Origin of the sequence: Frigidibacter oleivorans (assembly GCF_003993775.1) — a bacterium.
Taxonomy (GTDB): domain Bacteria; phylum Pseudomonadota; class Alphaproteobacteria; order Rhodobacterales; family Rhodobacteraceae; genus Frigidibacter; species Frigidibacter oleivorans.
Genome location: NZ_RJRZ01000003.1, coordinates 259,342 through 283,897 on the forward strand (window position 1 = coordinate 259,342; position 24,556 = coordinate 283,897).

Annotated in this window: 24 protein-coding genes; 5 read left to right on the forward strand and 19 right to left on the reverse strand. The window is 70.6% G+C overall.

All coding sequences use genetic code 11. The annotated features are described in order from the left end of the window. Window positions 1–2: 2 nt before the first annotated feature. From nuoG to EEY80_RS06520, 16 genes are all read right to left on the reverse strand, one after another. Entirely contained in the window at window positions 3–2,024 is a 2,022-nt protein-coding gene (gene nuoG / locus EEY80_RS06445) for an NADH-quinone oxidoreductase subunit NuoG (protein WP_126975756.1), read from the reverse strand. 4 nt (window positions 2,025–2,028) lie between these two features. Further along, complete coding sequence (locus EEY80_RS06450; RefSeq protein WP_126975757.1) at window positions 2,029–2,523, reverse strand: DUF3291 domain-containing protein; 495 nt, start codon at window positions 2,521–2,523, stop codon at window positions 2,029–2,031. Then, complete coding sequence (locus EEY80_RS06455; protein ID WP_126975758.1) at window positions 2,520–2,894, reverse strand: hypothetical protein; 375 nt, start codon at window positions 2,892–2,894, stop codon at window positions 2,520–2,522. The genes EEY80_RS06450 and EEY80_RS06455 overlap by 4 nt, the downstream gene beginning before the upstream one ends. 4 nt (window positions 2,895–2,898) lie before the next feature. Further along, window positions 2,899–4,194 (reverse strand): NADH-quinone oxidoreductase subunit NuoF, encoded by a 1,296-nt coding sequence (gene nuoF, locus EEY80_RS06460; RefSeq protein ID WP_126975759.1) that lies wholly within the window; start codon window positions 4,192–4,194, stop codon window positions 2,899–2,901. A gap of 28 nt (window positions 4,195–4,222) precedes the next feature. Beyond that, window positions 4,223–4,450: a DUF5337 domain-containing protein gene (locus tag EEY80_RS06465; protein ID WP_126975760.1), complete on the reverse strand. Its 228-nt coding sequence runs from the start codon at window positions 4,448–4,450 to the stop codon at window positions 4,223–4,225. A gap of 8 nt (window positions 4,451–4,458) precedes the next feature. Further along, window positions 4,459–5,856 (reverse strand): NADH-quinone oxidoreductase subunit NuoE, encoded by a 1,398-nt coding sequence (nuoE, locus tag EEY80_RS06470; RefSeq protein WP_126975761.1) that lies wholly within the window; start codon window positions 5,854–5,856, stop codon window positions 4,459–4,461. Beyond that, a complete protein-coding gene (locus tag EEY80_RS06475) occupies window positions 5,856–7,064 on the reverse strand; it encodes an NADH-quinone oxidoreductase subunit D (protein ID WP_205749049.1) in 1,209 nt (402 codons plus the stop codon). The genes nuoE and EEY80_RS06475 overlap by 1 nt, the downstream gene beginning before the upstream one ends. A gap of 16 nt (window positions 7,065–7,080) precedes the next feature. Further along, a complete protein-coding gene (locus tag EEY80_RS06480; RefSeq protein WP_126975763.1) occupies window positions 7,081–7,992 on the reverse strand; it encodes a sulfotransferase in 912 nt (303 codons plus the stop codon). Further along, entirely contained in the window at window positions 7,993–8,634 is a 642-nt protein-coding gene (locus EEY80_RS06485; RefSeq protein ID WP_126975764.1) for an NADH-quinone oxidoreductase subunit C, read from the reverse strand. It abuts the gene before it with no gap. 10 nt (window positions 8,635–8,644) lie between these two features. Next, entirely contained in the window at window positions 8,645–9,178 is a 534-nt protein-coding gene (locus EEY80_RS06490) for a NuoB/complex I 20 kDa subunit family protein (protein WP_126975765.1), read from the reverse strand. After that, window positions 9,169–9,534, reverse strand: a complete 366-nt coding sequence (locus EEY80_RS06495) for an NADH-quinone oxidoreductase subunit A (protein WP_126975766.1) — start codon at window positions 9,532–9,534, stop codon at window positions 9,169–9,171. The genes EEY80_RS06490 and EEY80_RS06495 overlap by 10 nt, the downstream gene beginning before the upstream one ends. Before the next feature lie 191 nt (window positions 9,535–9,725). Continuing rightward, window positions 9,726–10,517, reverse strand: a complete 792-nt coding sequence (locus tag EEY80_RS06500) for a crotonase/enoyl-CoA hydratase family protein (RefSeq protein ID WP_126975767.1) — start codon at window positions 10,515–10,517, stop codon at window positions 9,726–9,728. After that, the gene (locus EEY80_RS06505) at window positions 10,510–11,373 is read right to left on the reverse strand and encodes a hydroxymethylglutaryl-CoA lyase (protein WP_126975768.1); all 864 of its coding nucleotides are present in this window, start codon (window positions 11,371–11,373) and stop codon (window positions 10,510–10,512) included. The genes EEY80_RS06500 and EEY80_RS06505 overlap by 8 nt, the downstream gene beginning before the upstream one ends. Further along, window positions 11,370–12,020 (reverse strand): glutathione S-transferase family protein, encoded by a 651-nt coding sequence (locus tag EEY80_RS06510; RefSeq protein ID WP_126975769.1) that lies wholly within the window; start codon window positions 12,018–12,020, stop codon window positions 11,370–11,372. The genes EEY80_RS06505 and EEY80_RS06510 overlap by 4 nt, the downstream gene beginning before the upstream one ends. After that, window positions 12,017–13,972 carry an acetyl/propionyl/methylcrotonyl-CoA carboxylase subunit alpha gene (locus tag EEY80_RS06515; RefSeq protein ID WP_126975770.1) on the reverse strand — a complete coding sequence of 652 codons (1,956 nt, stop codon included), beginning with the start codon at window positions 13,970–13,972 and terminating at the stop codon, window positions 12,017–12,019. The genes EEY80_RS06510 and EEY80_RS06515 overlap by 4 nt, the downstream gene beginning before the upstream one ends. Before the next feature lie 124 nt (window positions 13,973–14,096). Then, window positions 14,097–15,701: a carboxyl transferase domain-containing protein gene (locus EEY80_RS06520; RefSeq protein WP_126975771.1), complete on the reverse strand. Its 1,605-nt coding sequence runs from the start codon at window positions 15,699–15,701 to the stop codon at window positions 14,097–14,099. Window positions 15,702–15,841: 140 nt separating this feature from the next. Here EEY80_RS06520 and EEY80_RS06525 point away from each other — a divergent pair, with 140 nt between their 5' ends. After that, window positions 15,842–16,468: an OmpW/AlkL family protein gene (locus tag EEY80_RS06525; protein WP_126975772.1), complete on the forward strand. Its 627-nt coding sequence runs from the start codon at window positions 15,842–15,844 to the stop codon at window positions 16,466–16,468. Window positions 16,469–16,518: 50 nt separating this feature from the next. Here EEY80_RS06525 and EEY80_RS06530 read toward each other — a convergent pair whose 3' ends face one another. Next, on the reverse strand, window positions 16,519–17,682 hold the full coding sequence (locus EEY80_RS06530; protein ID WP_126975773.1) for an isovaleryl-CoA dehydrogenase: 1,164 nt from the start codon (window positions 17,680–17,682) through the stop codon (window positions 16,519–16,521). 167 nt (window positions 17,683–17,849) lie between these two features. Here EEY80_RS06530 and EEY80_RS06535 point away from each other — a divergent pair, with 167 nt between their 5' ends. Then, complete coding sequence (locus EEY80_RS06535) at window positions 17,850–18,725, forward strand: hypothetical protein (RefSeq protein ID WP_126975774.1); 876 nt, start codon at window positions 17,850–17,852, stop codon at window positions 18,723–18,725. Here the strand turns inward: EEY80_RS06535 and EEY80_RS06540 are convergent. Further along, a complete protein-coding gene (locus EEY80_RS06540) occupies window positions 18,717–19,919 on the reverse strand; it encodes a DegT/DnrJ/EryC1/StrS family aminotransferase (protein WP_126975775.1) in 1,203 nt (400 codons plus the stop codon). The two genes, EEY80_RS06535 and EEY80_RS06540, sit on opposite strands and share 9 nt — an antisense overlap. Continuing rightward, a complete protein-coding gene (locus tag EEY80_RS06545; protein ID WP_126975776.1) occupies window positions 19,916–20,590 on the reverse strand; it encodes an HAD-IA family hydrolase in 675 nt (224 codons plus the stop codon). Before EEY80_RS06545 ends, EEY80_RS06540 begins: the two co-directional genes overlap by 4 nt. A 110-nt stretch (window positions 20,591–20,700) precedes the next feature. On the opposite strand from EEY80_RS06545, the gene glmU reads away from it, so the two are divergent. The 3 genes from glmU to EEY80_RS06560 are packed head-to-tail and all read left to right on the forward strand — an operon-like array spanning window position 20,701 to window position 24,539. Next, entirely contained in the window at window positions 20,701–22,050 is a 1,350-nt protein-coding gene (glmU, locus tag EEY80_RS06550; protein WP_126975777.1) for a bifunctional UDP-N-acetylglucosamine diphosphorylase/glucosamine-1-phosphate N-acetyltransferase GlmU, read from the forward strand. Next, on the forward strand, window positions 22,051–23,865 hold the full coding sequence (gene glmS, locus EEY80_RS06555) for a glutamine--fructose-6-phosphate transaminase (isomerizing) (RefSeq protein WP_126975778.1): 1,815 nt from the start codon (window positions 22,051–22,053) through the stop codon (window positions 23,863–23,865). Then, window positions 23,862–24,539, forward strand: a complete 678-nt coding sequence (locus EEY80_RS06560) for a DNA alkylation repair protein (RefSeq protein ID WP_126975779.1) — start codon at window positions 23,862–23,864, stop codon at window positions 24,537–24,539. Before glmS ends, EEY80_RS06560 begins: the two co-directional genes overlap by 4 nt. The last annotated feature ends 17 nt before the right edge of the window (window positions 24,540–24,556 follow it).

Sequence of the window (24,556 nt, forward strand, 5' to 3'; positions counted from 1 at the left end):
GATCATTCGGCCGCGAGCGGGGCCGCGTCGCGCGCCGCCGCCATCGCCGACAGTTCCGCCATCAGCGCCGAGGCACGGGCGATCGGGTTGGTCAGGTAGAAGTCGCGCACCGCGGTGCGGAAGCCCGCCTGCCCCAGCTCGCCCCGCGGCAGCGCCTCGCCCGCCTTCTCGGCGACATGGTCGATCCGGGCCAGATGCGGGTGATCCGCGACCAGCCGCTGGCGCAGCTGCGCGAGGCTGTCCCAGGGCAGGGTCTGGCCCAGCTGGGCCGACAGCGCCCGCAGGATCGCCCAGTTCTCCTTGGCCTCTCCGGGCGGGAAGCCCGCGCGCAGCGCCAGTTGCGGCCGGCCTTCGGTGTTCACGAACAGGCCGTTTTCCTCGGTATAGGCGGCGGCGGGCAGGATGATGTCGGCCCGGTGCGCGCCGCGGTCGCCATGGCTGCCCTGATAGATCACCGTGGCGCCCGGGGCGATCTCCACCTCGTCGGCGCCGAGGTTGTAGATCACCTCCGCGCCCTCGGTCGCGGCCTTGATCCCGCCCTCGGTCACGCAGCCCACGTCGAGCGCGCCCACCCGGCTCGCCGCCGTGTGCAGGACCAGCAGCCCCGCCCCCGTCGCCGCGCACAGCGCCTGCACCTCGGCCAGCACCGCCGCGCCATCGGCCTCGGTCAGCGCCCCCTGCCCGAGGATCACCAGCCCGGCCTTGCCATCCGCCCCGTCGCGCTCCGCCTCGGCCCGCAGCGCGGACAGGGCGGCGCGGTCGGTGCCGGCATGGCGGTAGTCATAGGTCAGATCCGCGGCCGGCCCGATCAGCGCCACCTCGGCCCCCCGCGCCCAGGCCTTGCGGATGCGGGCGTTCAGCACCGGCGCCTCGGCCCGCGGGTCGGTCCCGACCAGCAGGATCGACTGCGCCATGTCGATATCCTCGATCCGGGCGGTGCCGGCATAGGCGGCGCGGTTGCCCGCGGGCAGCTTCGCGCCATCGGTGCGGCATTCGACAGACCCGCCCAGCCCCTGGACCAGTGTCTTCAGCGACCAGGCCGCCTCCACCGGGGCCAGATCGCCGATCAGGCCCGTGACCTTGCGGCCCTGCATCGCGGTGGCGGCGGCGGCCAGCGCCTCGGCCCACGTCGCCTTCCGCAGCTTGCCGTTCTCGCGGATATAGGGCGTGTCCAGCCGCTGGCGGCGCAGCCCGTCCCAGACGAAGCGGGTCTTGTCGCTGATCCACTCCTCGTTCACGCCGTCATGGTTGCGCGGCAGGATGCGCATGACCTCGCGCCCCTTCACGTCGACCCGGATGTTCGAGCCGAGCGCGTCCATCACGTCGATGGTCTCGGTCTTGGTCAGTTCCCAAGGCCGGGCGGTGAAGGCATAGGGCTTCGACACCAGCGCGCCCACCGGGCACAGGTCGATGATGTTGCCCTGAAGGTTCGAGGCCAGCGTGGTGTTCAGATAGCTGGTGATCTCGGCATCCTCGCCGCGGCCGGTCTGGCCCATCTGGGTGATGCCCGCCACCTCGGTGGTGAAGCGCACGCAGCGGGTGCAGCTGATGCAGCGGGTCATATGCGTCTCGACCAGCGGGCCGAGGTTCAGATCCTCGTTCGCGCGCTTCGGCTCGCGATAGCGGCTGAAATCGACGCCATAGGCCATCGCCTGATCCTGCAGGTCGCATTCGCCGCCCTGGTCGCAGATCGGACAGTCGAGCGGATGGTTGATCAGCAGGAACTCCATCACGCCCTCGCGGGCCTTCTTCACCATCGGCGAGTTGGTCCGGATGACCGAGGGCGCGCCGTCCGGGCCGGGGCGCAGGTCCTTGACCTGCATCGCGCAGCTGGCCGCGGGCTTCGGCGGGCCGCCCACCACCTCGACCAGACACATCCGGCAGTTGCCGGCGATGCTGAGCCGTTCGTGATAGCAGAAGCGCGGGATCTCGATCCCCGCCTGTTCGCAGGCCTGGATCAGCGTCAGGTTCGGATCGACCTCGACCTCGATGTCGTCGATGATGATCTTGCGCGTGTTCGACATCGCGTTACTCCGCTGCCATATGCGCGCAGCCGTGGTCCTGCCACAGGCGCGCCTCTTTCAGATGCGACCAGCCGAAGGCGTGGTCGCTGTTGCCGTGGTCCTGCAGATGGGCCAGCCGCGCCAGACCCTCGTCCAGCGTCGGGCGATGCCCCGCAGGCACCCACCACATCACGAAATGCATCCGGCCCAGGACCTGAAACCACTCCGCCCGGCGTTCGTAGAAGGCGCGGTGGACGGTGTTCCAGACGAAGTGTTCCAGCGTCTCGACGCTTTCCCAGACCGTCAGGTTCGACACGAATTGCGGGTCTCCGCCGATCTTCGTCTCGGTGTTTCCCGTCCCCGGTTCGCCCGAGCCTTCCATCATCCAGACGAAGCCGGGCATCCGCTTGCCCAGGCCGTTCACCCGGTCCAGCGCCGCCATGAATTCGGCCACGCGCGGGTCGCCCGGTTCCGCGACCAGCCGGCCGATGTTCAGTTCCGCCAGATGCATTCCGGTCATGCGCAGGCCCCCGCGAATTGCCAGGCTCCCTGGCCGAAGCGGCCCTGCACCGTGCCGTCGAAGCGCCGCCCCTGCCCCTCGCAGGCCAGACGCGCGGCCTCCTTGGCGACCTTGCCCTCGTCATAGCCGAGCGGCGTGGCGCTGCGCCGGACGGTGACGCCCATCCCCGGCACCGGCACCGCGCCCGCGGCGGTCAGGCGGATGCCCGCGGGGCCGGGGGCGATCTCGGCCAGGAAGGCCTTGCCCTCCACCGCCACGGGCACGCGCGCGGGTCCGGCCGGGGCCATCGCCCCGCCGGTGCCGGAGGGCGCGGCGCAGGCGCTCAGCACCCCCGTCCCCACCAGTCCGATGATCCCCGCCGCGCGCCGCATCGCGTCACTCCGCCGCCATGGCGCCCATGCGCCCGGTCTTCTTCGCCTTGATCCGGTCCTCGATCTCTTCGCGATAGTGCCGGATCAGGCCCTGGATCGGCCAGGCCGCCGCATCGCCGAGCGCGCAGATCGTGTGGCCCTCGACCTGCTTGGTGACCGACAGCAGCATGTCGATTTCCTCGGGTTCCGCATCGCCCGTCACCAGACGGTCCATCACCCGCATCATCCAGCCCGTGCCCTCGCGGCAGGGCGTGCACTGGCCGCAGCTTTCGTGCTTGAAGAATTTCGACAGCCGCCAGACCGCTTTCACCACATCGGTGGACTGGTCCATGACGATCATGCAGGCCGTGCCGAACGAGGATTGCAGCGCGCGCATCCCGTCATAGTCCATGATCGCGTCGTCGCACTGGCTGGCCGGGATGATCGGGCAGGAGGCGCCGCCGGGGATCACCGCCTTCAGGTTCTTCCAGCCGCCCCGGACGCCGCCGCCATGCTTCTCGATCAGCTCCTTCATGCTGATCGACATCGCCTCCTCGATCACACAGGGGGCGTTCACATGGCCCGACATCGCGAAGAGCTTCACGCCCGCGTTGTTCGGGCGGCCGAAGCTGGCGAACCAGTCGCCGCCGCGGCGCAGGATCGTCGGCACCACCGCGATCGACTCGACGTTGTTCACCGTGGTCGGGCAACCATACAGCCCCGCGCCCGCCGGAAACGGCGGCTTCATCCGCGGCATGCCCTTCTTGCCCTCGAGGCTTTCCAGCAGCGCGGTTTCCTCGCCGCAGATATAGGCGCCGGCGCCGTGATGCAGGAACACGTCGAAGTCATAGCCGCTGCCGCCGGCATTCACCCCGATCAGCCCGGCGTCATAGGCCTCGTCGATGGCGGCCTGCAGCGCCTCTTTCTCGCGCACATATTCGCCGCGGATGTAGATATAGGCCGCGACCGCGTTCATCGCGAAACCGGCGATCAGCGCGCCCTCGACCAGCGTATGCGGGTCGTGGCGCATGATCTCGCGGTCCTTGCAGGTCGCGGGTTCGGATTCGTCGGCATTGATCACCAGATAGGCGGGCCGCCCGTCCGACTGCTTGGGCATGAAGGACCATTTGAGCCCGGTGGGGAAGCCCGCGCCGCCCCGGCCGCGCAGGCCGGACTTCTTCATCTCCTCGACGATCCAGTCCCGCCCCTTCGCCAGGATGTCGGCCGTGCCGTCCCAGTGGCCGCGCGCCTGCGCGCCCTTGAGGCTGCGGTCATGCATCCCGTAGAGGTTGGTAAAGATCCGGTCCTGATCCTTCAGCATCCTTGCATCCTCAACTTGCTGGCGCCGCTCATGGGCGCCTGCCCCGCTGCCAGATCCGCCACGTCGCCACCAGCGTCCAGCCGAAGGCCGCCAGTGCCATCAGGTCGAACAGGAAGACATAGCGCGTCTCCAGCCCGACCTTGCCGCCCAGCCATTGCGCCCCCATCCACAGCACCATCGTCAGTGCGATGACCAGCGCGATCCGCCGCACCTCGGCCGCGGCGGCGCGCTCGCCCGGTGGGGTGCGGCCCGGCACCGGCGGCCTCAATAGTCGTTCGTCTTGGCGCGGCGCAGGAATTCCTCCCGCCCCTCGCCGGTGATGATCCGCGCCTGCGCCACCCAGCGGTCGCGCGAGGCACGGCCGCGGAAGCCGGTCAGGTTCTGGTCCACCCAGGCCAGGTCGGCATCGGTCCAGCCCGCGATCTGGTCGAAGTGATAGAAGCCCAGCGAATGCAGCATCGCCTCCATCTTGGGTCCGATGCCCTCGATGATCTGCAGATCGTCCGGCTGCCCGCCGCGCGGCGCATCCAGTCCCGCCGGACGCGTGCCCGCGGCGGTGCCTGCCGCGCCCGCATCGCCGTCCTCGTCATGCAGGCTCGCCGCCCTCTCGCCGGTGCCGGCGGTCGAGATGCCCTCGCCCTGATCCCCGGCCGGCTGATAGGGCGCGGGTTCCGCACCCTCCGGCCGCTCGGCGCCGGCATCTGCGGCATCGGCCACGGTCTCCGTCTCGGTGCCCGCGGTCGCCGGGGCCGTCGCCTGGGCGCCGCTGTCGGGCATCGGCGCCTCTTGCGTGGTCACCGGCGCCTCGGAGGGCGACTTGGGCGAGCCGTTGGTGGGGGGCATCTCGGCGGCGCTGTCGGCCGGAGCCTCCTGCACCGTGATACCGGTGGCATCGGCGGGCTGGCCCGCGCCGGGGGTGGGTTCGGTCTGCGGCGCATCCTCGGGCACCGGGTCCGGCCGGACCCAGGGCGTCAGCAGCGGCACCTCGGTGCCGTCGATGCGCTTCACCGTCTCGCCCAGATCGACCGCGCGCTGCACGCTGGCATTGTACTGGGTGCGGCCGCTCTCATGCTCTTTCAGGCTGGTCAGTCCGGTCAGCGGCTCGCTGGAATAGCGGCCGTTCTGCGGACCCGGCACGGGCACCCGGCCCGCCGCCAGTTCGTCCAGCAGCGCGGCGAAGCCCTCGGCCGTCAGATCCTCGTAATAGTCCTTGCCGATCTGCGCCGCGGGCGCATTGGCGCAGGCGCCGAGGCATTCGACCTCTTCCCAGGTGAACTTGCCGTCCGCCGACAGGGTGTAGGGCTGCGGCGCGATCCGGGCCTTGCAGACCTCGATCAGCTTCTCGGCCCCGCAGATCATGCAGCTGGTGGTGCCGCAGACCTGGATATGCGCAATGCTCCCCGTGGGTTGCAGCTGGAACATGAAGTAGAAGGTCGCCACTTCCAGCGCGCGGATATGCGCCATGTCCAGCATGTCGGCCACATATTCGATGGCCGCGCGGCTGAGCCAGCCTTCCTGTTCCTGCGCCCGGTACAGCAGCGGGATGATCGCCGAGGCCTGGCGCCCGGCGGGATACTTGGTGATCTGCCCCCTCGCCCAGTCCAGGTTCGCGGGCGTGAAGGCGAAGGTTTCCGGCTGAACCGGCGCGAGACGACGCAGCATTAGCGGTCCACCTCTCCAAAGACGATGTCCATCGTGCCGATGATGGCGGATACATCGGCCAGAAGATGACCCGTCGCCATCCAGTCGATGGATTGCAGATGCAGGAAGCCCGGCGCGCGCAGCTTGGCCCGCCACGGCTTGTTGGTGCCGTCGGCCACCAGATAGACGCCGAATTCGCCCTTCGGCGCCTCGACCGCGGCATAGACCTCGCCCGCCGGGACGTGGAAGCCCTCGGTGTAGAGCTTGAAGTGATGGATCAGCGCCTCCATCGAGCGCTTCATGTCGCCGCGCTTGGGGGGCGTGATCTTGCCGCGCGCTAGCACCTCGCCGGGTTCGGCGCGCAGCTTGGCGATGGCCTGCTTGATGATCTTCGTGGACTCGCGCATCTCGGCCATGCGGCACAGGTAGCGGTCATAGCAGTCGCCGCTGGTGCCCACCGGGATCTGGAAGTCGAACTCGTCATAGCATTCGTAGGGCTGGCTGCGCCGCAGGTCCCAGGCAAGGCCCGAGCCGCGCACCATCACGCCCGAATAGCCCCAGGCGAGGATGTCCTCTTCCTTGACGATGCCGATATCGACGTTGCGCTGCTTGAAGATGCGGTTCTCGGTCAGCAGCCCGTCGATGTCGTCCAGCCGCGCCGGGAACTTGTCGGCCCAGGCCTCGATATCGTCGATCAGCTTCTCGGGCAGGTCCTGATGCACCCCGCCCGGACGGAAGAATGCCGAATGCAGCCGCGCGCCGCTGGCCCGTTCGTAGAAGACCATCAGCTCTTCGCGCTCGACGAAGCCCCACAGCGGCGGGGTCAGCGCGCCCACGTCCATCGCCTGCGTGGTCACGTTCAGCAGGTGGTTCAGGATGCGGCCGATCTCGGAATACAGCACCCGGATCAGCGAGGCGCGGCGCGGCACCGCGGTGCCGGTCAGCCGTTCGATCGCCAGGCACCAGGCATGTTCCTGGTTCATCGGCGCCACATAGTCCAGCCGGTCGAAATAGGGCAGGTTCTGCAGGTAGGTCCGGCTTTCCATCAGCTTCTCGGTCCCGCGATGCAGCAGGCCGATATGCGGATCGCAGCGTTCCACGATCTCGCCGTCCAGCTCCAGCACCAGACGCAGAACGCCATGCGCCGCAGGGTGTTGCGGGCCGAAGTTGATGTTGAAGTTGCGGATCTTCTGTTCGCCGGTCAGCGCGTCGTCGAAGTTGCCGTCCATCATGCCTGGACCCCCGTCATGCCTGGACTCCCGTCCTGCCGCCCGCCCAGCCTTGCGGCAGCGGGCCGAAATTCCGTTCCACGAAGTCGTATTGCGGCGCGAGCCATGCCAGCGCCTGATCCCGCTGCGCGGGGTCGAGCGGCAGCGGCCGCCCCTCATGCGCGCGTTCGGTCGTGTCGGCCGGCGCCGGGGCAATGCCGAGGAAGCCGCAGAGCCGCGTCAGCCCCTCGGGCGTCAGCAGCCGTTCGGTGAAGTCGATCAGCAGCTGCGCCGGCGGCACCGCCGCCCACAGCCGCTCCACCGCGCCGCGATAGTCGCTGCGGCTGGCGACATGGGTTTCCAGCCCCCGCCGCACCACCCGGTTCAGCACCCGGCGCGCCTTGACCTCGACCGTCTCGCCCGGGCGCAGCTGCCGCGCCGCCTGCATCCGCACATGGCTCCACAGCCGGTCGAGCGGGTCACGCATCAGATAGAGCACCCGCACCGCCGGCGACAGCGCCGCCATCATCGCCAGCCGCGGCACCGACAGCAGCGCATAGCCGGGGGTGATGTCGCCCACCAGCCGCGTCGCGCCGTCGGCCGTGCCCGCCAGATAGGCGCGATAGGCGGCCAGCGCGGCCGGCTCGTCCCCCGCCTCGGCCAGCCGCAGCGCCGCCACCACCTCGTCCACGTCGTCGATCTGCCGCTGCAGGTTGCGCCGGCGCCAGGCATCCCCGGCCTCGCCCTGCCGCCGCAGCAGATCGTCCCGCAGCCGCGCATAGGTGTCGAACTGATGCGCATAGTCGCGGAAATCGACGGTGTCGAAGAAATGCAGTTCCTTGATAGACCGCAGCCGGCACTCGGCATGCCCGTGCAGATAGCGATACAGCCAGGACGTGCCCGCCTTCGTCGCCCCCACGCAGAACAGCAGTGTCGGCTCGCCCGCCACTTACGCCTTCGCCCCCGCGCTGGCCGGTTTCTCACCGGGCTTGTCGCCCGCCTTGTCATCCCCCGGCAGCACGTATTGCGCGCCTTCCCACGGCGACATGAAGTCGAACATGCGGTATTCCTGAACCAGCTTCACCGGCTCGTAGACCACGCGCTTCTGTTCCTCGTCATAGCGCACCTCGGTATAGCCCGTGGTGGGGAAGTCCTTGCGCAGCGGGTGGCCGCGGAAGCCATAGTCGGTCAGGATCCGGCGCAGGTCCGGGTGGCCCGAGAAGAGGATGCCGAACATGTCGAACACCTCGCGCTCGAACCAGTTGGCCGAGATGTGGATCGGCGTGATCGAGGGCACCATGTCCTCTTCGCGGACCGGCACCTTCACCCGGATGCGGTGGTTCCGGTACATCGATAGGAAGTGGTAGACCATGTCGAACCGTTCGGCCCGGGTCGGGTAGTCCACCGCGGTGATGTCCACCAGCGTCGAGAAGCGGCAGGTCGGGTCGCTGCGCAGGAAGTCGATCAGGCCGGTCAGGCCTGCCAGCGTCGCGGTCACCGTCAGTTCGCCGAAGGCGACCTCGGTGGCGACCACGGCATCGCCGCGCTTGGCCTCGATATGGGCGGCCAGTTCGTTCAGGGCTTCGGTCATGCGCGCCTCCTCAGCGGACGAGGGTGCCGGTGCGGCGGATCTTCCGCTGCAACTGGAGGATACCGTAAAGCAGCGCCTCGGCCGTGGGCGGGCAGCCCGGCACGTAGATGTCGACCGGAACGATCCGGTCGCAGCCGCGCACCACCGAGTAGCTGTAGTGGTAATAGCCGCCGCCATTGGCGCAGCTGCCCATCGAGATCACGTAGCGCGGCTCGGGCATCTGGTCGTAGACCTTGCGCAGCGCCGGCGCCATCTTGTTGGTCAGCGTGCCCGCGACGATCATCAGGTCCGACTGCCGGGGCGAGGCGCGCGGCGCGGTGCCGAAACGTTCCACGTCATAGCGCGGCATCGAGGTCTGCATCATCTCGACCGCGCAGCAGGCCAGACCGAAGGTCATCCAGTGCAGCGATCCGTTGCGCGCCCAGTTGATGACATCCTCGACCGAGGTCAGAAGGAAGCCCTTGTCCTGCAGCTCGCGGTTCAGGGCGGCGGTCGCCACCTCCTTGTCGGGGCCCGCCGTGTTGGCCGAGGTCATCACTCCCATTCCAGCGCCCCCTTCTTCCATTCATAGGCGAAGCCCACCGTCAGCACGCCGAGGAACACCATCATCGACCAGAAGGCCACGTCGGACAGCCCGCCGAAGGCCACGGCCCAGGGGAACAGGAAGGCCACTTCGAGGTCGAAGATGATGAACAGGATCGAGACGAGGTAGAAGCGGACGTCGAACTTCATCCGCGCGTCATCGAAGGCGTTGAAGCCGCATTCGTAGGCCGAAACCTTTTCCGGATCGGGATTGCGCACGGCGACGATCACGGCGGCGAGGATCAGGACCAGCCCCAATCCCACGGCCATCGCAAGGAAGATCAGGATCGGAAGGTATTCTCGCAGCAGCAAGTCCACTGGTGGCTCCCTCGTGTCGCGGGCAGGCCCGCGCAGTTCCGGCTGACGCCCGTTTACGCCCCCGCAGCGGCGCGGTCAACCGAAGCCGGGTCCGGGCGGGCCCGGTTTCGATGCGCGCACAGGGCCTTGTGCAGCACTGCGGCATTGCTGTCGCGGCACTGAGGTATCGGCTGCAAGCCTAGGCAGAATCGTCAGGAATTCCAGCGCGGTTTGCGGCGGTCGAAGAAGGCGGCGATTCCCTCGGCGGCCTCCTCCGTCTCCCAGATGTCGGCCAGCGCGGCGATGCTGTCGGTCACCGCCTGCGCATCCTTGCCTTGGCCGAGCCGCCGGGCCAGCGCCTTGGCCGCGGCCACCGCCCCCGGGGCGCAGGACAGGTAGGGGGCGACCTCGGCCTCGACGGCCTCGTCCAGCGCCTCGGGCGGCACGGCGCGGGCGATCAGTCCCAGTTCCACCGCCTCGGCCGCGTCGAAGGCACGGCCCGACATGAACACCCGGCGCGCCTTCCCCTCGCCCATCCGCGCCAGCACATAGGGGCCGATGGTGGCGGGGATCAGCCCCAGCCGCGTCTCGGTGAGGGCCAGCCGCGCGCCCGCCGCCGCCACCGCCACGTCGCAGACCGCGATCATGCCGACACCGCCGCCATAGGCCGGGCCCTGCACCCGCGCGATCACCGGTTTCGGGCAGGCGTCGAGCGCGCCCAGCATCGCGGCGAGCTTGCCTGCTTCCTCAACCCGCGTGGCGCGGTCCGCCTGCATCTGCGCGCGCATCCAGCCCAGATCGCCGCCCGCGCAAAAGCTGTCGCCCGCGCCTTCCAGCACGACGACGCGCACGGCCGGATCGGCCCCCAGCCGGGCCACGGCCGCCGTCACCTCGGCGATCATCGCGGCGTTCAGCGCATTGTGCCGCTCGGGCCGGTTCAGCCGCAGCCGGGCGACGCCCCGGCCGTCGGCGGACAGGTCCAGCGTCTCGTACCCGTCAGACATGCGCGCCCGCCTTCAGCGCCCGGGCGAGCCGCGCAGCCTCCCCCACCCGCCCGGCATCGAGCCCGGTCGCGAAGCCCATCTCGGCCAGCCGCGCCGCCAGCGCCTCGGTCGCGAGATTGCCCGCCGCGCCCGGTGCATAGGGACAGCCGCCCAGGCCCCCCACCGAGGCGTCGAAGACCCGCAGGCCCAGGTCCAGCGCCACCGCGACATTGTCGAGCGCCCGCCCGCCGGTATCGTGGAAGTGCCCGGCCAGCCGGTCCGCCGGCAGGTCGGACAGCACCGCCTCCAACATGGCGCGAACCCGGTCGGGGGTGCCGCGGCCCAGCGTCTCGCCCAGGCTGATCTCGCCGCAGCCCATCGCCGCCAGCGCCCCGGCCACCCTCGCCACGGCGGCCGGGTCCACCGCGCCCTCGAACGGGCAGTCGGTGACGACCGAGACATAGCCGCGCACCGGCAAGCCGTCGGCCCGCGCCGCCTCCAGCACCGGGGCGAAGCGGTCGAGGCTTTCGGCGATCGAGCAGTTGAGGTTGGCGCGGCTGAAGCCTTCGGTGGCCGAGGCGAAGACCGCGACCCCGTCGGCCTTCGCGGCGCGCGCGGCCTCGTAGCCCTTCAGGTTCGGGGTCAGAACCCAGTAGGCGGTGCCGGGCCGGCGGGCGATGCCCGCCATCACCTCGGCCGCATCGGCCATCTGCGGCACCCATTTCGGGCTGACGAAGCTGGTGGCCTCGATCCGGGCGAAACCGGCCTCGGTCAGGGCGTCGATCAGCGCGATCTTGCCCGAGGCGGGGATCGGGCGGGACTCGTTCTGCAGACCGTCGCGGGGACCTACCTCGAAAATGTCGACGCTGTCGTTCATGGGGCCTCCGGCGGCGGGTAGAAGGGCTTCAGGTAGATCTGCGGCGGCCCGTCCCGGTCGGCGGCACGGGCGAAGGCCGGGCGCGCCGCGCAGCGGGACAGCCAGCCCGCGACGCGGGGCAGCCTGTCCGGATCGACGAAGCGGCGCCCGATCATCGCGCCGTAGCTTACGGCAATGTCCGCCGCCGAAAAGCCCGAACCCAGCAGCCAGTCGCCCGCCAGCCGCCGTTCGACGCCCTCCAGCGTCTTTTCCAGCCGCTTCGCCTCCAGCCGCATGACCGTGGGGCTGCGCATATGGTCCTCGCGCAGCATGATGTGCTGCTGCGTCAGGTTCGCCACATGCGCGGCGACGGTTTCGGCATAGTGCAGCCATTCCAGCCAGTCGGGCCGTTCCTGCGGCGAACCCAGCAGTTGCGGCCCCCGCGTTTCCGCCAGCCATTGCAGGATCGCGCCGGATTCCGCCAGGCAGCGCCCGTCGATTTCCAGCGCCGGAACCCGGCCCGCCGGCGACATCGCCAGATAGGCCGGATCGCGCAGGCCGCGGTCGAAGAAATCGTGCCGCACCAGATCGTAGGGCAGGCCCAGCTCCTCCAGCATCCACAGCACGCGAAAGCTGCGGGTCTGGGCGACATGGTGCAGGCGGATCACGGCGAAACCTCCGGCGCCAGCCGGACCAGCGCCGCCCCGGCCTCGACCTGATCGCCGGCGGCGGCGAGGATCTCGGCCACCTCGCCATCGCGGCCGGCGGTCAGGGTATGTTCCATCTTCATCGCCTCGAGGATCGCCAGCCGGTCGCCCTGCGCCACCGCCTGCCCCGCGGTCACGAAGACCGCCTTGAGCAGCCCCGGCATCGGCGACAGGACCACATCCGCCCCGCGCCCCGCCGCCGCGGCGCGGTCCAGCGGGTCGGGCAGGTCGAAGCGCCATGTGCCCGCGCCGCCGCCGAAGACGGTGACCCGGCCGACATCGACATGCGCCGTCAGGTCCGGCCGCCGGCCGTCGAGCCGCCAGCCGCCATCGACGCGCTCGGCCGCCACCGCCCCGCCCTCGGGCAGGTCCGCCACCACCCGGTCCGGCCCCTCGCAGGCCAGCGTCACCGGCAGCGCCGCGCCGTCCCGCGCCAGCACCACCGTCCGCCGCAGCGGCGCCCAGAGGGTGAAGCCCCGCTGCGGCGCGGGCGGGCCGTCCAGCCCCGCCGCGGCAATGGCGGCCAGCGCCAGCGCCTGTGGCGGGCAGGCGGGTTCGGCCACCAGCGCCGGCAGGTCGCGGGCGATCAGGCCGGTATCCACCTGCCCCGCCGCGAAGCCCGGATGCCGCGCCAGCGCCGCGAGGAAGGCGAGGTTGGTGGTGCTGCCCGTCACCTCGGTCCGGTCCAGCGCCGCCGCCAGCTGCGACAGCGCCGCCGCCCGCGTCGGACCGTGGGTGATGATCTTGGCGATCATCGGATCGTACCACGGGCTGATCGCATCGCCGGGGCGCACCCCGGTGTCGATCCGCGCGCCGTCGGGGAAGGCCAGCCGGTCGAGCCGCCCGGTCGCGGGCAGGAAGCCCGCGGGCACATCCTCGGCATAAAGCCGCGCCTCGAAGGCATGGCCGCGGATCGCCAGGTCCTGCTGCCGCGCCGGCAAGGGCTCGCCCGCTGCCACGCGCAGCTGCCATTCCACCAGATCGACGCCGGTGATCGCCTCGGTTACCGGATGTTCGACCTGCAGGCGGGTGTTCATCTCCATGAACCAGAAGCGGTCGGGCCGCAGCCCGTCGGAGCCGTCGACGATGAATTCCACCGTCCCCGCGCCGGCATAGCCGATGGCCTCGGCCGCGCGCACCGCCGCCTGCCCCATCGCCGCGCGCATCTCGCCGGTCATGCCGGGGGCCGGGGCCTCCTCGATCACCTTCTGGTGGCGGCGCTGCAGCGAGCAGTCGCGTTCGAACAGGTGGACCGCCCGCTGGCCGTCGCCGAAGACCTGCACCTCGATATGGCGGGGGGTGTCGATGTATTTCTCGATCAGCACCGCGGGGTTGCCGAAGGCGCCCTCCGCCTCGCGCCGGGCCGAGGCCAGCGCCTCGGGGAAGTCGCGCGCCGCCTCGACCCGCCGCATCCCCTTGCCGCCGCCGCCCGCCACCGCCTTGATCAGCACGGGATAGCCCACCGCCTCGGCCGCGCCGGCCAGATGTTCGGCGTCCTGATTGTCGCCGTGATAGCCCGGAACCACCGGCACGCCGGCCTCGGCCATCAGCGCCTTGGCCGCGTCCTTCAGCCCCATCGCCCGGATCGCCGCCGCCGAGGGGCCGATGAACACCAGCCCCGCCGCCGTCACCGCCTCGACGAAATCGGGGTTCTCGGACAGGAAGCCATAACCGGGATGGATCGCCCCGGCCCCGGTGGCCAGCGCCGCCTCGATCAGCCGGTCGCCGCGCAGATAGCTGTCGGCGGGCGCGGGGCCGCCGACCGGCACCGCCTGATCCGCCAATGCCACATGCCGCGCGGCGCGGTCGGCCTCGGAAAACACGGCCACGGTGGAAATGCCCATCCGGCGGCAGGTGGCGATGACCCGGCAGGCGATCTCGCCCCGGTTGGCGATCAGGATCTTGCGGAACATGCGTGCCTCCGGTGGCGACGGTCGCGGCGGGGGAGAGCCGAGCGGGGGAGTTCGAGGTGGGGGCCGCCTGCCCCCGCACCCCCGGGAATATAGGCGAACGGAAGATCGGCACCGCGCATCGGCGTCACATCCGGAACAGGCCGAAGCGCGTGTCGGGGATCGGCGCGTTCAGCGCCGCCGACAGCGACAGGGCCAGCACGTCGCGGGTCTTGCGCGGATCGACGATGCCGTCGTCCCACAGCCGGGCCGAGGCATAGAGCGGATGGCTTTGCCGCGCGAACATCTCGACCGTGGGGCGGCGGAACTCGGCCTCCTCCTCGGCGGACCAGTCGCGGCCCGCGCGGTCCAGCGCCTCGCGCCGGACGGTGGCCAGCACCCCCGCCGCCTGTTCGCCGCCCATCACCGCGATGCGGGAATTGGGCCAGGTCCACAGGAAGCGCGGCGAATAGGCGCGGCCGGCCATGCCGTAATTGCCCGCACCGAAGCTGCCGCCGACCAGCAGCGTGATCTTCGGCACGGCGGTGGTGGCGACGGCAGTGACCATCTTCGCACCGTGGCGGGCGATGCCCTCGTTCTCGTATTTCCGGCCCACCATGAAGCCGGTGATGTTCTGCAGGAAGACCAGCGGCACCTTCCGCTGCGAACAGAGCTCGACGAAATGCGCGCCCTTGATCGCGGCCTCGGAAAACAGCACGCCATTGTTGGCGACGATGCCGACCGGCATCCCCTCGACATGGGCGAAGCCGGTCACCAGCGTCTCGCCATAGCGCGGCTTGAACTCGTCCAGCCGCGAGCCGTCGACGATGCGGGCGATGACCTCGCGGATGTCATAGGGCTGGCGCGGATCGGCGGGCACGATGCCGGGGATTTCCTCGGGGTCGTAGGCGGGCGGTTCCGACGCCTGGATCAGCGGCCCGGCCGGGCGCTGGCGGTTCAGCCCCGCCACCGCGCGCCGCGCGAGCGCCAGCGCATGGGCATCGTCCTCGGCCAGGTAGTCGGCGACGCCCGACAGCCTCGTATGCACCTCGCCGCCGCCCAGATCCTCGGCGCTGACCACCTCGCCCGTGGCCGCGCGCACCAGCGGCGGACCGGCGAGGAAGATCGTGCCCTGGTCGCGGACGATGATGGTGACATCCGACATCGCGGGCACATAGGCGCCCCCGGCGGTGCAGGAGCCCATCACCACCGCGATCTGCGCGATGCCCTCGGCGCTCATCCGCGCCTGGTTGAAGAAGATGCGCCCGAAATGGTCGCGGTCGGGAAAGACCTCGTCCTGGTTGGGCAGGTTCGCCCCGCCGGAATCGACCAGATAGAGGCAGGGCAGCCGGTTCTCCTGCGCGATCTCCTGTGCGCGCAGATGCTTCTTCACCGTCATCGGGTAGTAGGTGCCGCCCTTCACCGTGGCGTCGTTGGCCAGCACCATCACCTCTTGCCCCATGACCCGGCCGATGCCGGCGATCAGCCCCGCGCCGGGCGAGGCGCCGTCATAGAGGCCGTGGGCGGCGGTCGCACCGATCTCGAGGAAGGGCGCGCCGGGGTCGAGCAGGTTCGCCACCCGGTCGCGCGGGGCCATCTTGCCCCGCGCCACATGGCGGGCGGTGGCCGTGGCGCCGCCCCCGGCGGCGGCCAGCGCCGCGGCCTCGGCCACCTCGGCCAGCGCGGCCAGGTGATGGGCACGGTTGGCGCGGAACGCGTCGGAACCGGTCAGGATCGCGGATGTCAGTTTCATGCGTCCCCCCGCGCCCCCCGCCCTGCGGCGAAACGTCCCGGCAAGTGTCTGGCCGGCGGACGCTTTTCTTGATCTGCGTCAAGGCCCGGCTGCGCCGGCCGGCCGAGTGTCGCCGGCGTTACAGACCGAAGGGACATCCCATGACGACCAAGATCATCGCCCCCGCCGCCCTTGCCGCCGCAATTGCCGCCGCTCTGGCCGGCGTCCCCGCCCAGGCCCAGCAGGCGGGCGACTTCACCCTCGGCCTCGGGCTGGGCTATGTCGCGCCGAAGGACGGCAACGGCACGCTGGCGGGCCTGTCCGCCGATGTGGACGACGACATCCGCCCGACGATCACCTTCGAATACTTCATCCGCGACAACCTCGGGATCGAGGTTCTTGCCGCCACGCCCTTCGAGCATGACGTGAAGCTGGACGGGCTGGGCCGGGTGGGCAGCGTGCAGCACCTGCCGCCGGTCGTGTCGATCCAGTACCATTTCGACGCGACGCCGGTGCTGAAGCCCTTCGTCGGCGTCGGGCTGAACTACACGATCTTCTTCGAGGAAGAGACGCGCGGCGCGCTGGCGGGGACGAAGCTGAAGCTGGAGGATTCCGTCGGGCTGGCGCTGCATGCGGGCTTCGACGCCAAGGTCAGCGACAGGGGCGCCGTCCGCGCCGACATCCGCTGGATGGACATCGACAGCGAGGTGAAGCTGGACGGCACCAAGATCGGCACCGCGAAGATCGACCCGGTGGTGATGGGCGTCTCCTACGTGCACCGCTTCTGATCCCGGCCGGCCCGGGCGCGCCGCCGCCCAGGCCGCTGCGGCGGGGGCGCTCATGCCGTGGCCGCCATCAGTTCGCGCCCGACCAGCATGCGGCGGATTTCCGAGGTGCCGGCGCCGATCTCCATCAGCTTGGCGTCGCGGAACAGCCGGCTGACCACGCTGTCGTTCAGGAAGCCCGCGCCGCCCATCGCCTGCACCGCCTGATGCGCCTGCACCATCGCCTGTTCGCTGGCATAAAGCACGCAGGCCGCCGCATCGGCCCGCGTCACCCGCCCCCGGTCGCAGGCCTGCGCCACCGCATAGAGATAGGCCCGCGCCGTGTTCATCGCCGTATACATGTCGGCGATCTTGGCCTGCATCAGCTGGAATTCCCCGATCTTCTGCCCGAACTGGCGGCGTTCGTGCATGTAGGGCATCACCTCGTCCAGGCAGGCGGCCATGATGCCGGTGCCGATGCCCGACAGCACCACCCGTTCATAGTCCAGCCCCGACATCAGCACCCGCACGCCCCGGCCTTCCTCGCCCAGGACATTCTCGAAGGGCACCTCGCAATTCTCGAAGATCAGCTCGCCCGTATTCGATCCGCGCATCCCCAGCTTGTCGAAATGCGGGGAGGTGGAGAAGCCGGCAAAGCCGCGCTCGACGATGAAGGCGGTGATGCCCTTCGACCCGGCCTCGGGGTCGGTCTTGGCATAGACTACCAGCGTGTCGGCATCGGGGCCATTGGTGATCCAGTATTTGCTGCCGTTCAGCAGGTAATGGCCGTTGCGGCGTTCGGCCCGCAGCTGCATGCCCACCACGTCGGAGCCTGCGCCCGCCTCGGACATCGCCAGCGCGCCCACATGCTCGCCCGAGACCAGCTTCGGCAGGTAGCGCCGCTTTTGCTCGTCGCTGCCGTTCAGCTTGATCTGGTTCACGCAGAGGTTGGAATGCGCGCCATAGGACAGGCTGACGCTGGCCGAGGCGCGGGCGATCTCCTCCACCGCGATGGAATGGGCCAGATAGCCCGTCCCTGCCCCGCCGTAATCCTCGGACACGGTGATCCCCAGCAGGCCCAGATCGCCCATCTCGCGCCACAGCGCGGCCGGAAAGGCGTTGCCGCGATCGACCTCGGCCGCCAGCGGCTTCACCCGGTCCTGCGCCCAGCGATGGACGGTGTCGCGCAGCGCCTCGATCTCGTCCCCCAGATCGAAAGCCATCGACGCCATGAACATGGGCCCTCCTCCCTGACCGCACATGTTATTGAACACCTGTTCATAAATGAGCCCGCCCGGCGAGTCGCGTCAAGCCCCGCGTTGCGGGGCCGGGCCTGACATCGCGTCACGGGCTTGAACATCGGCCGGTGCCGGCGGAATGTGGCCGGGCGGCAAGCGAGGATCGGATGGGCAAGGACGGCGGCATCGCCTTCGTCACGATGGTGCGGGACGAGGATCTGTTCCTGCGGATTTGGGTCGAATACTACAGCCGCTTCGTCCCGCGCGCGGCGCTGATCGTGCTGCTGGACGGGCTGGACCAGCGCCTGCCCGACTGGGCGGAGGGCGTGCAGGCGCTGCGCCTGCCCCGCGCCGAACCCGGCCCCGGGTGGGACGCGGCGCGCTGGCGCATGATCTCGGCCATCGTCTCGGGGCTGACGGAACGGTATCAGGCCGTGGCCTTCAACGACGTGGACGAGCTGATCGCGCTGGACCCCGTGCGGGGCACGGACCTGCCGGGCGCGATCCGGGCCGAGGTCGCCGCACATGGGGTCGTGTCGCCCTTCGCGCTGGAACTGGTGCATCGCCGCGATCTGGAAGCGCCGCTCGACCCCGCCCGCCCGGTTCTGGACCAGCGCCGCCACGCCCGGATCAACGCGAGCTATTGCAAGCCCTGCCTGACCGGGCGCCCGATTCGCTGGAGCCTTGGCGGCCATTATGCCGACCATCCGCGCCTGCATCTGAGCGAGGCGCTGTTCCTGTTCCACCTGCGCTATGTCGATGCGGGCATCCTGATGGCGCGGCAGGCGCGGCGGCTGGCGATGGCCGGGGCGGCGGCCGATGTGGCCGGGGGCGGCTGGTCGCAGGACGAAAGCCAGATGGAGGCCTTCCTCGCCAGCATCGAGGCGCGCCCGCCCGAGGTCACGGATTTCACCTTCGGCTGGCAGCGCCGGCGCATCCGCGACAGCTGGCGCCATGACGAACAGGCAGGGATCTGGCGGCACGACACGCTGCACAACCGCCGCAGCTATGTGCTGCCGGACCGGTTCGCCGGGTTATTCTGAGGCCAGCGCCCCCACCTCGTCCCGGACGATCCGGGCAATCTGGTCGCAATCCTCCAGCGTGAAGGTCAGCGGCAGGCGCAGGTCGATCAGCCCGGCCAGCACCCGGTCGGTCTGCGGCAGGTCCTGCCGCGGCAGCCAGCGCCAGTGGTCGTGGCGCGAGGTGAAGCCCTGCGGCTCCGCCGCGCCGAACCACTTGACCTCCACCCCCCGCGCCGCGCAGGCCGCGACCAGCGCCGCCATCCGCGCAGGCGGCCAGCCCGGCAGCAGCGCCTGGAAGGACGAACCGACGAAATCCTCGGCCGCCGGGCGCGGGATCAGCCGCAGGCCCGGCGTGCCCGCCAGCCCCGCCTCCAGCCGCCGGTAACGGGCATTCCAGCGCTCGCGGCGGTCGGCCAGCCCCGCCAGCTGCGGGCGCAGGATCGCCGCGCGCAGGTTGTCCATCCGGCCCGAGATATTGGGCATGTCCCATCGCGCGTCCTCGAACGCCTCGGGCGGCGGCGCGGCGCGGTGGCGCGGATACAGCATGTAGCTGCCCGACAGCACCACCGCCCGCGCCATCGCCGCCGCATCGTCCGACACCAGCAGCCCGCCCTCGCCCGAATTCATGTGCTTGTAGGTCTGGGTGGAATAGCAGCCGAACAGCCCGTGCCGCCCCGAGGGCGTGCCGTTCCACGCGGCCCCCATCGTATGGGCGCAATCCTCGATCAGGATCAGCCCCAGATCGCGGCACAGCGCGGCGCAGCGGTCCATGTCGCACAGATGTCCGCGCATATGCGACAGCATCAGCACCTGCGCAGCCGAGGCCGCCGCCTTCGCCGCCAGATCGTCGAGGTCGATCACCAGATCCCCGGTCACCTCCACCAGCACCGGCCGGGCACCGACCGAGGCGATGGCGCCGGGCACAGGGGCCAGGGTGAAGGCGTTGGTCAGCACCGCATCGCCCGGCGCGACCCCCGCCGCGCGCAGGGCGCAGGCCAGCGCATAGCCGCCCGAGGCGACGGCCAGGCAATAGCGCGCGCCGGTCAGCGCCGCGAACTCCTCTTCCAGCAGCGCCGCCTCGCCCGCCTCGCCGGGGGCGAGGTTATAGCGGTGCAGCCGCCCGTGGCGCAGCACGGCCACCGCCGCGGCGATCGCCTCTTCGGGGATCGGCTCCTGCTGGGTGAAGCTGCCGGTGAAGACCTCGCCTCCGGTCACGGCACCAGCCGCTCGGCCAGGTCCGGCAGATCGTCGAAATGGTCGAGCAGCGCCTCGGGCGACAGCCGGGCGATGCCTGCGCCTTCCGGCCCGAAGGTCACCAGCGCCACCGGCACCCCGGCCGCCGCCGCCGTCCGCCGGTCGGTTTCGGTGTCGCCCACCAGCATCGACCGCGCGACCTGCCCGCCCGCCCGTTCCACCGCCGCGACATAGGGGGCGGGATCGGGCTTCCTCACCGGCAGCGTATCGGCCCCGATCATCGAGCCGAAGAGCTGCCGCACCCCCATCTTCGCCAGCAGCGCCTCGGCCAGATCGGCGGGCTTGTTGGTGCAGATACCGACGGCGAAGCCCCGTGCCTTCAGCGCCTCCACCGCCGCGATGGCGCCGGGATAGGCGCGGGTATGCACCATGATGTCGCGGCGGTAATGGTCGAGAAGCCGGGGGTAGTGGTCCGATACCAGCAGCTCGTCCACCGCCTCCTCGGCGGTGGCGACGCGGGCGAGCCCCAGCCGCAGCATCGCCCGGCCGCCATGGAAGGCGGTCAGCGCATCGCAGGCCGGGTCCAGCAGGTCGCCATGGCCCATCGCCCGGAAACAGGCATTGGCGGCGGCGATCAGGTCCGCCGAGGTATCGGCCAGCGTGCCGTCCAGATCGAAGATCACCGTGCGCATCGGCCCGCCTGACGCCCTGAAATCTGTGGTAAGGACAAGTGAAGCCCCCGCCCCTTGCGGGGCACCGGCCCTTCGGTAAAACGGCAGCGAGCAGAAATAAAGGTGCAAGAATGGCCACAGCGCTGATCGTCCTTGCCGCGGGCCAGGGCACGCGGATGAATTCGGACCTGCCGAAGGTGCTGCACCCGCTGGCGGGCGTGCCGATCCTCTGGCACGCGCTGCAGGCCGGCCGGTCGCTGGACCCGGAGCGGGTGGTCGTGGTCACCGGCCACGGCGCCGCGGCGGTCGAAGCCTCGGTCCGCGCCTATGACCCCGACGCGACCTGCGTGCGGCAGGCCGAACAGCTGGGCACCGGCCATGCCGTCGCGCAGGCGATGCCGGCGCTGGCGGGCTTCGCGGGGCGGGTCGTGGTTCTCTATGGCGACACGCCCTTCATCCATCCCGACACGCTGCAGGCGCTGATCGACAGCCCGGCCGAGGTGACGGTGCTGGGGTTCGAGGCGGCGGACCCCGCCCGCTATGGCCGGCTGGTGGCCGCGGGCGACCGGCTGGACCGGATCGTCGAATGGAAGGACGCGACCGAGGCGGAGCGGGCGATCACCCTGTGCAATTCCGGCGTGCTGGCGGCCGAGGCGGGGTTGCTCGCCGAGCTCGTTGCCGGGCTCGGCAACGACAACGCGGCGGGGGAATACTACCTGACCGACGTCGTCGGTGCCGCCCGCGCCCGGGGCCTTGCCGCCCGTGTCGTCACCTGCCCCGAGGCCGAGACGCTGGGCATCAACACCCGGGTGGAACTGGCCCGCGCCGAGGCGGCCTTCCAGGCCCGTGCCCGGGCCGAGGCGATGGAGACGGGCGTGACCCTGCAGGCGCCCGACACGGTGTTTTTCAGCTTCGACACCGCGATCGGGCGCGACGCGGTGATCGGCCCCAATGTCGTCTTCGGGCCCGGCGTCACGGTGGAATCCGGCGCCGAGGTGCGCGCCTTCTGCCATCTGGAGGGCTGCCATATCAGCCGCGGCGCCAGCGTCGGCCCCTTCGCCCGGCTGCGCCCCGGCGCGGAACTGGCCGAGGACGTGCATGTCGGCAATTTCGTCGAGATCAAGAACTCGATCCTCGATGAAGGCGTGAAGGTCGGCCACCTGACCTATCTGGGCGACGCGCAGGTGGGCGAGCGCACCAATGTCGGCGCGGGCACCGTCACCTGCAACTATGACGGCGTGTCCAAGCACCGCACCGTCATCGGGCGCGAGGTGTTCATCGGGTCGGACACGATGCTGGTGGCGCCGGTGACGGTGGGCGACCGCGCGATGACGGCCAGCGGCTCGGTCATCACCGGCGACGTGCCCGAGGCGGCGCTGGCCATCGGCCGCGCCCGGCAGGTGTCGAAACCGGGGCTGGCGGTGAAATTGTTCGAAAAGCTGAAGGCCGAGGCCGATCGGCGGCAGAAGAAGGTGCGGTAAATGTGCGGAATCGTCGGAGTTCTCGGCAATCACGAAGCGGCGCCGATCATCGTCGAGGCGCTGAAGCGGCTGGAATATCGCGGCTATGACTCGGCGGGCATCGCCACGGTGAACGCGGGCCGGCTGGACCGCCGCCGCGCGGTGGGCAAGCTGGTCAACCTGTCCGACCTGCTGGTGCACGAGCCGCTGGCAGGCAAGACCGGCATCGGCCATACCCGCTGGGCCACCCATGGCGCGGCGACGGTGGGCAATGCCCATCCGCACCGGTCCGGCAAGGTGGCGGTGGTCCATAACGGCATCATCGAGAATTTCCGCGAGTTGCGCGCCGAACTGGCGGCCGCGGGCCTGACGCCCGAGACCGATACCGATACCGAAACCGTGGCCATGCTGGCGCGGCTGCATCTGGACCGGGGCCTGTCCCCGCGCGAGGCGGCGGTGGCGACGCTGGACCGGCTGGCCGGGGCCTTCGCGCTGCTGTTCCTGTTCGACGGCGAAGAGGATCTGATGGTCGCCGCCCGGCAGGGCAGCCCGCTGGCCATCGGCCATGGCACGGGCGAGATGTTCGTGGGCTCGGACGCCATCGCGCTGGCGCCGATGACCGACCGCATCACCTATCTGGAGGAAGGCGACCACGCCTTCGTCACCCGTCAGGGGGTGGAGATCTTCGACCGCGCCGGCCGCCGCGCCAACCGCGACATGCAGACCGTGGCGCTGGACGCCACCCGGATCGAGAAGGCCGGCTTCAAGCATTTCATGGCCAAGGAGATCGCCGAACAGCCCGTGGTGCTGGGCGACGCGCTGCGCCACTACCTGCCGGCGGACGGCATCGCCCTGCCCGAGGGCGTGGAGTTCGCCGGCACCGACCGGCTGGTGCTGGTGGCCTGCGGCACCGCCTCCTATGCCTGCCTCGTGGCGAAATATTGGTTCGAAAGCCTCGCCGGCCTGCCCTGCGACGTCGATATCGCCAGCGAGTTCCGCTATCGCGAGCCGCCGCTGTCGCCCGCCTCGCAGGCGATCTTCGTCAGCCAGTCGGGCGAGACCGCCGATACGCTGGCCGCGCTGCGCTTCGTCCGCGACAAGGTGGCGAAGATCCTCGCCGTGGTGAACGTGCCCACCTCCTCGATCGCGCGGGAAGCCGACATCGCCCTGCCGATCCTCGCCGGGGTGGAGGTCGGCGTCGCCTCGACCAAGGCCTTCTCCTGCCAGCTGGCGGTGCTGGCGCTGCTGGCGCTGAAGGCCGCGGCGGATCGCGGGCGGCTCGACCCCGAGACGCTGGCCCGGCATCTGGACGAGATGCGCGCCCTGCCCGGCCTGATGAACCAGGCGCTGGCCCGCTCGGACGAGATCGCACGGCTGGCCGAACGGCTGGCCGAGGCGCAGGACATCCTGTTCCTCGGGCGCGGCGCGATGTATCCGCTGGCGCTGGAAGGCGCGCTGAAGCTGAAGGAGATCAGCTATATCCATGCCGAGGGCTATGCCTCGGGCGAGCTGAAGCACGGCCCCATCGCGCTGATCGACCGGCAGGTGCCGGTGATCGTGCTGGCCCCGCATGACCGGCTGTTCGACAAGACCATCTCGAACATGCAGGAGGTGATGGCCCGGCACGGGCAGGTGCTGCTGATGACCGACAGCCGCGGCGCGGACGAGGCGGCGCAGGGCACATGGGCCACGGTGACCTTGCCCGAGGTGCCGGCGCTGCTGGCGCCCATCGTCTATGCCGTACCCGCGCAGCTGCTGGCTTATCACACCGCCGTCGCCAAGGGCACCGATGTGGACCAGCCCCGCAACCTGGCCAAGTCGGTGACGGTGGAATGACGCCCGGGACCGCGCTGGCGGAGCTGGAGGCGGCGGGCGACCCCGACCGCGCGCTGCAGTCCGCCGCCTATCACAAGGCGCCCCGCCGCTATCTGGGCGTGCCCGTGCCCGCGATCGACGCGATGGCGCGCGACTGGCGGGCGGGGCTGGACGTGCCGGGCCGGGTCGCGCTGGCCGACGGTCTGTGGCGGAGCGATGTGCACGAGGCCCGCGTGGCCGCGGCCAAGCTGCTGACCCAGGCCCGCATCCCCGATGACGGGCCGGTCTGGCGGCTGATCGCGGGCTGGGTGCCGGAGTTCGACGGCTGGGCCATCGCCGACCATGCCTGCAGCGCCGGCGGCCGGCGGCTGGTGGCGGACCCCGCACGCATCGACGAGGTCGAGCCCTGGATCGCGGCGCCGCATATGTGGACCCGCCGCGCCGCGCTGGTGATCACCCTGCCCTGGACGAAGCTGCCCTTCCCGAAGCCCGAGGATCAGGCGATCCGCGCCCGGGTGCTGGGCTGGTGCGCCGCGCTCGCCCCCGACCGCGACTGGTTCATCCAGAAGGCGGTGGCCTGGTGGCTGCGCGACCTGTCGAAGCACGACCCCGCCCTGACCCGCGCCTGGCTGGTGGAACACGGCGCGGTGCTGAAGCCCTGGGCCCGGACCGAGGCCGCCCGCCGCCTCGACTGAGCGGACTTGCGTCGCCC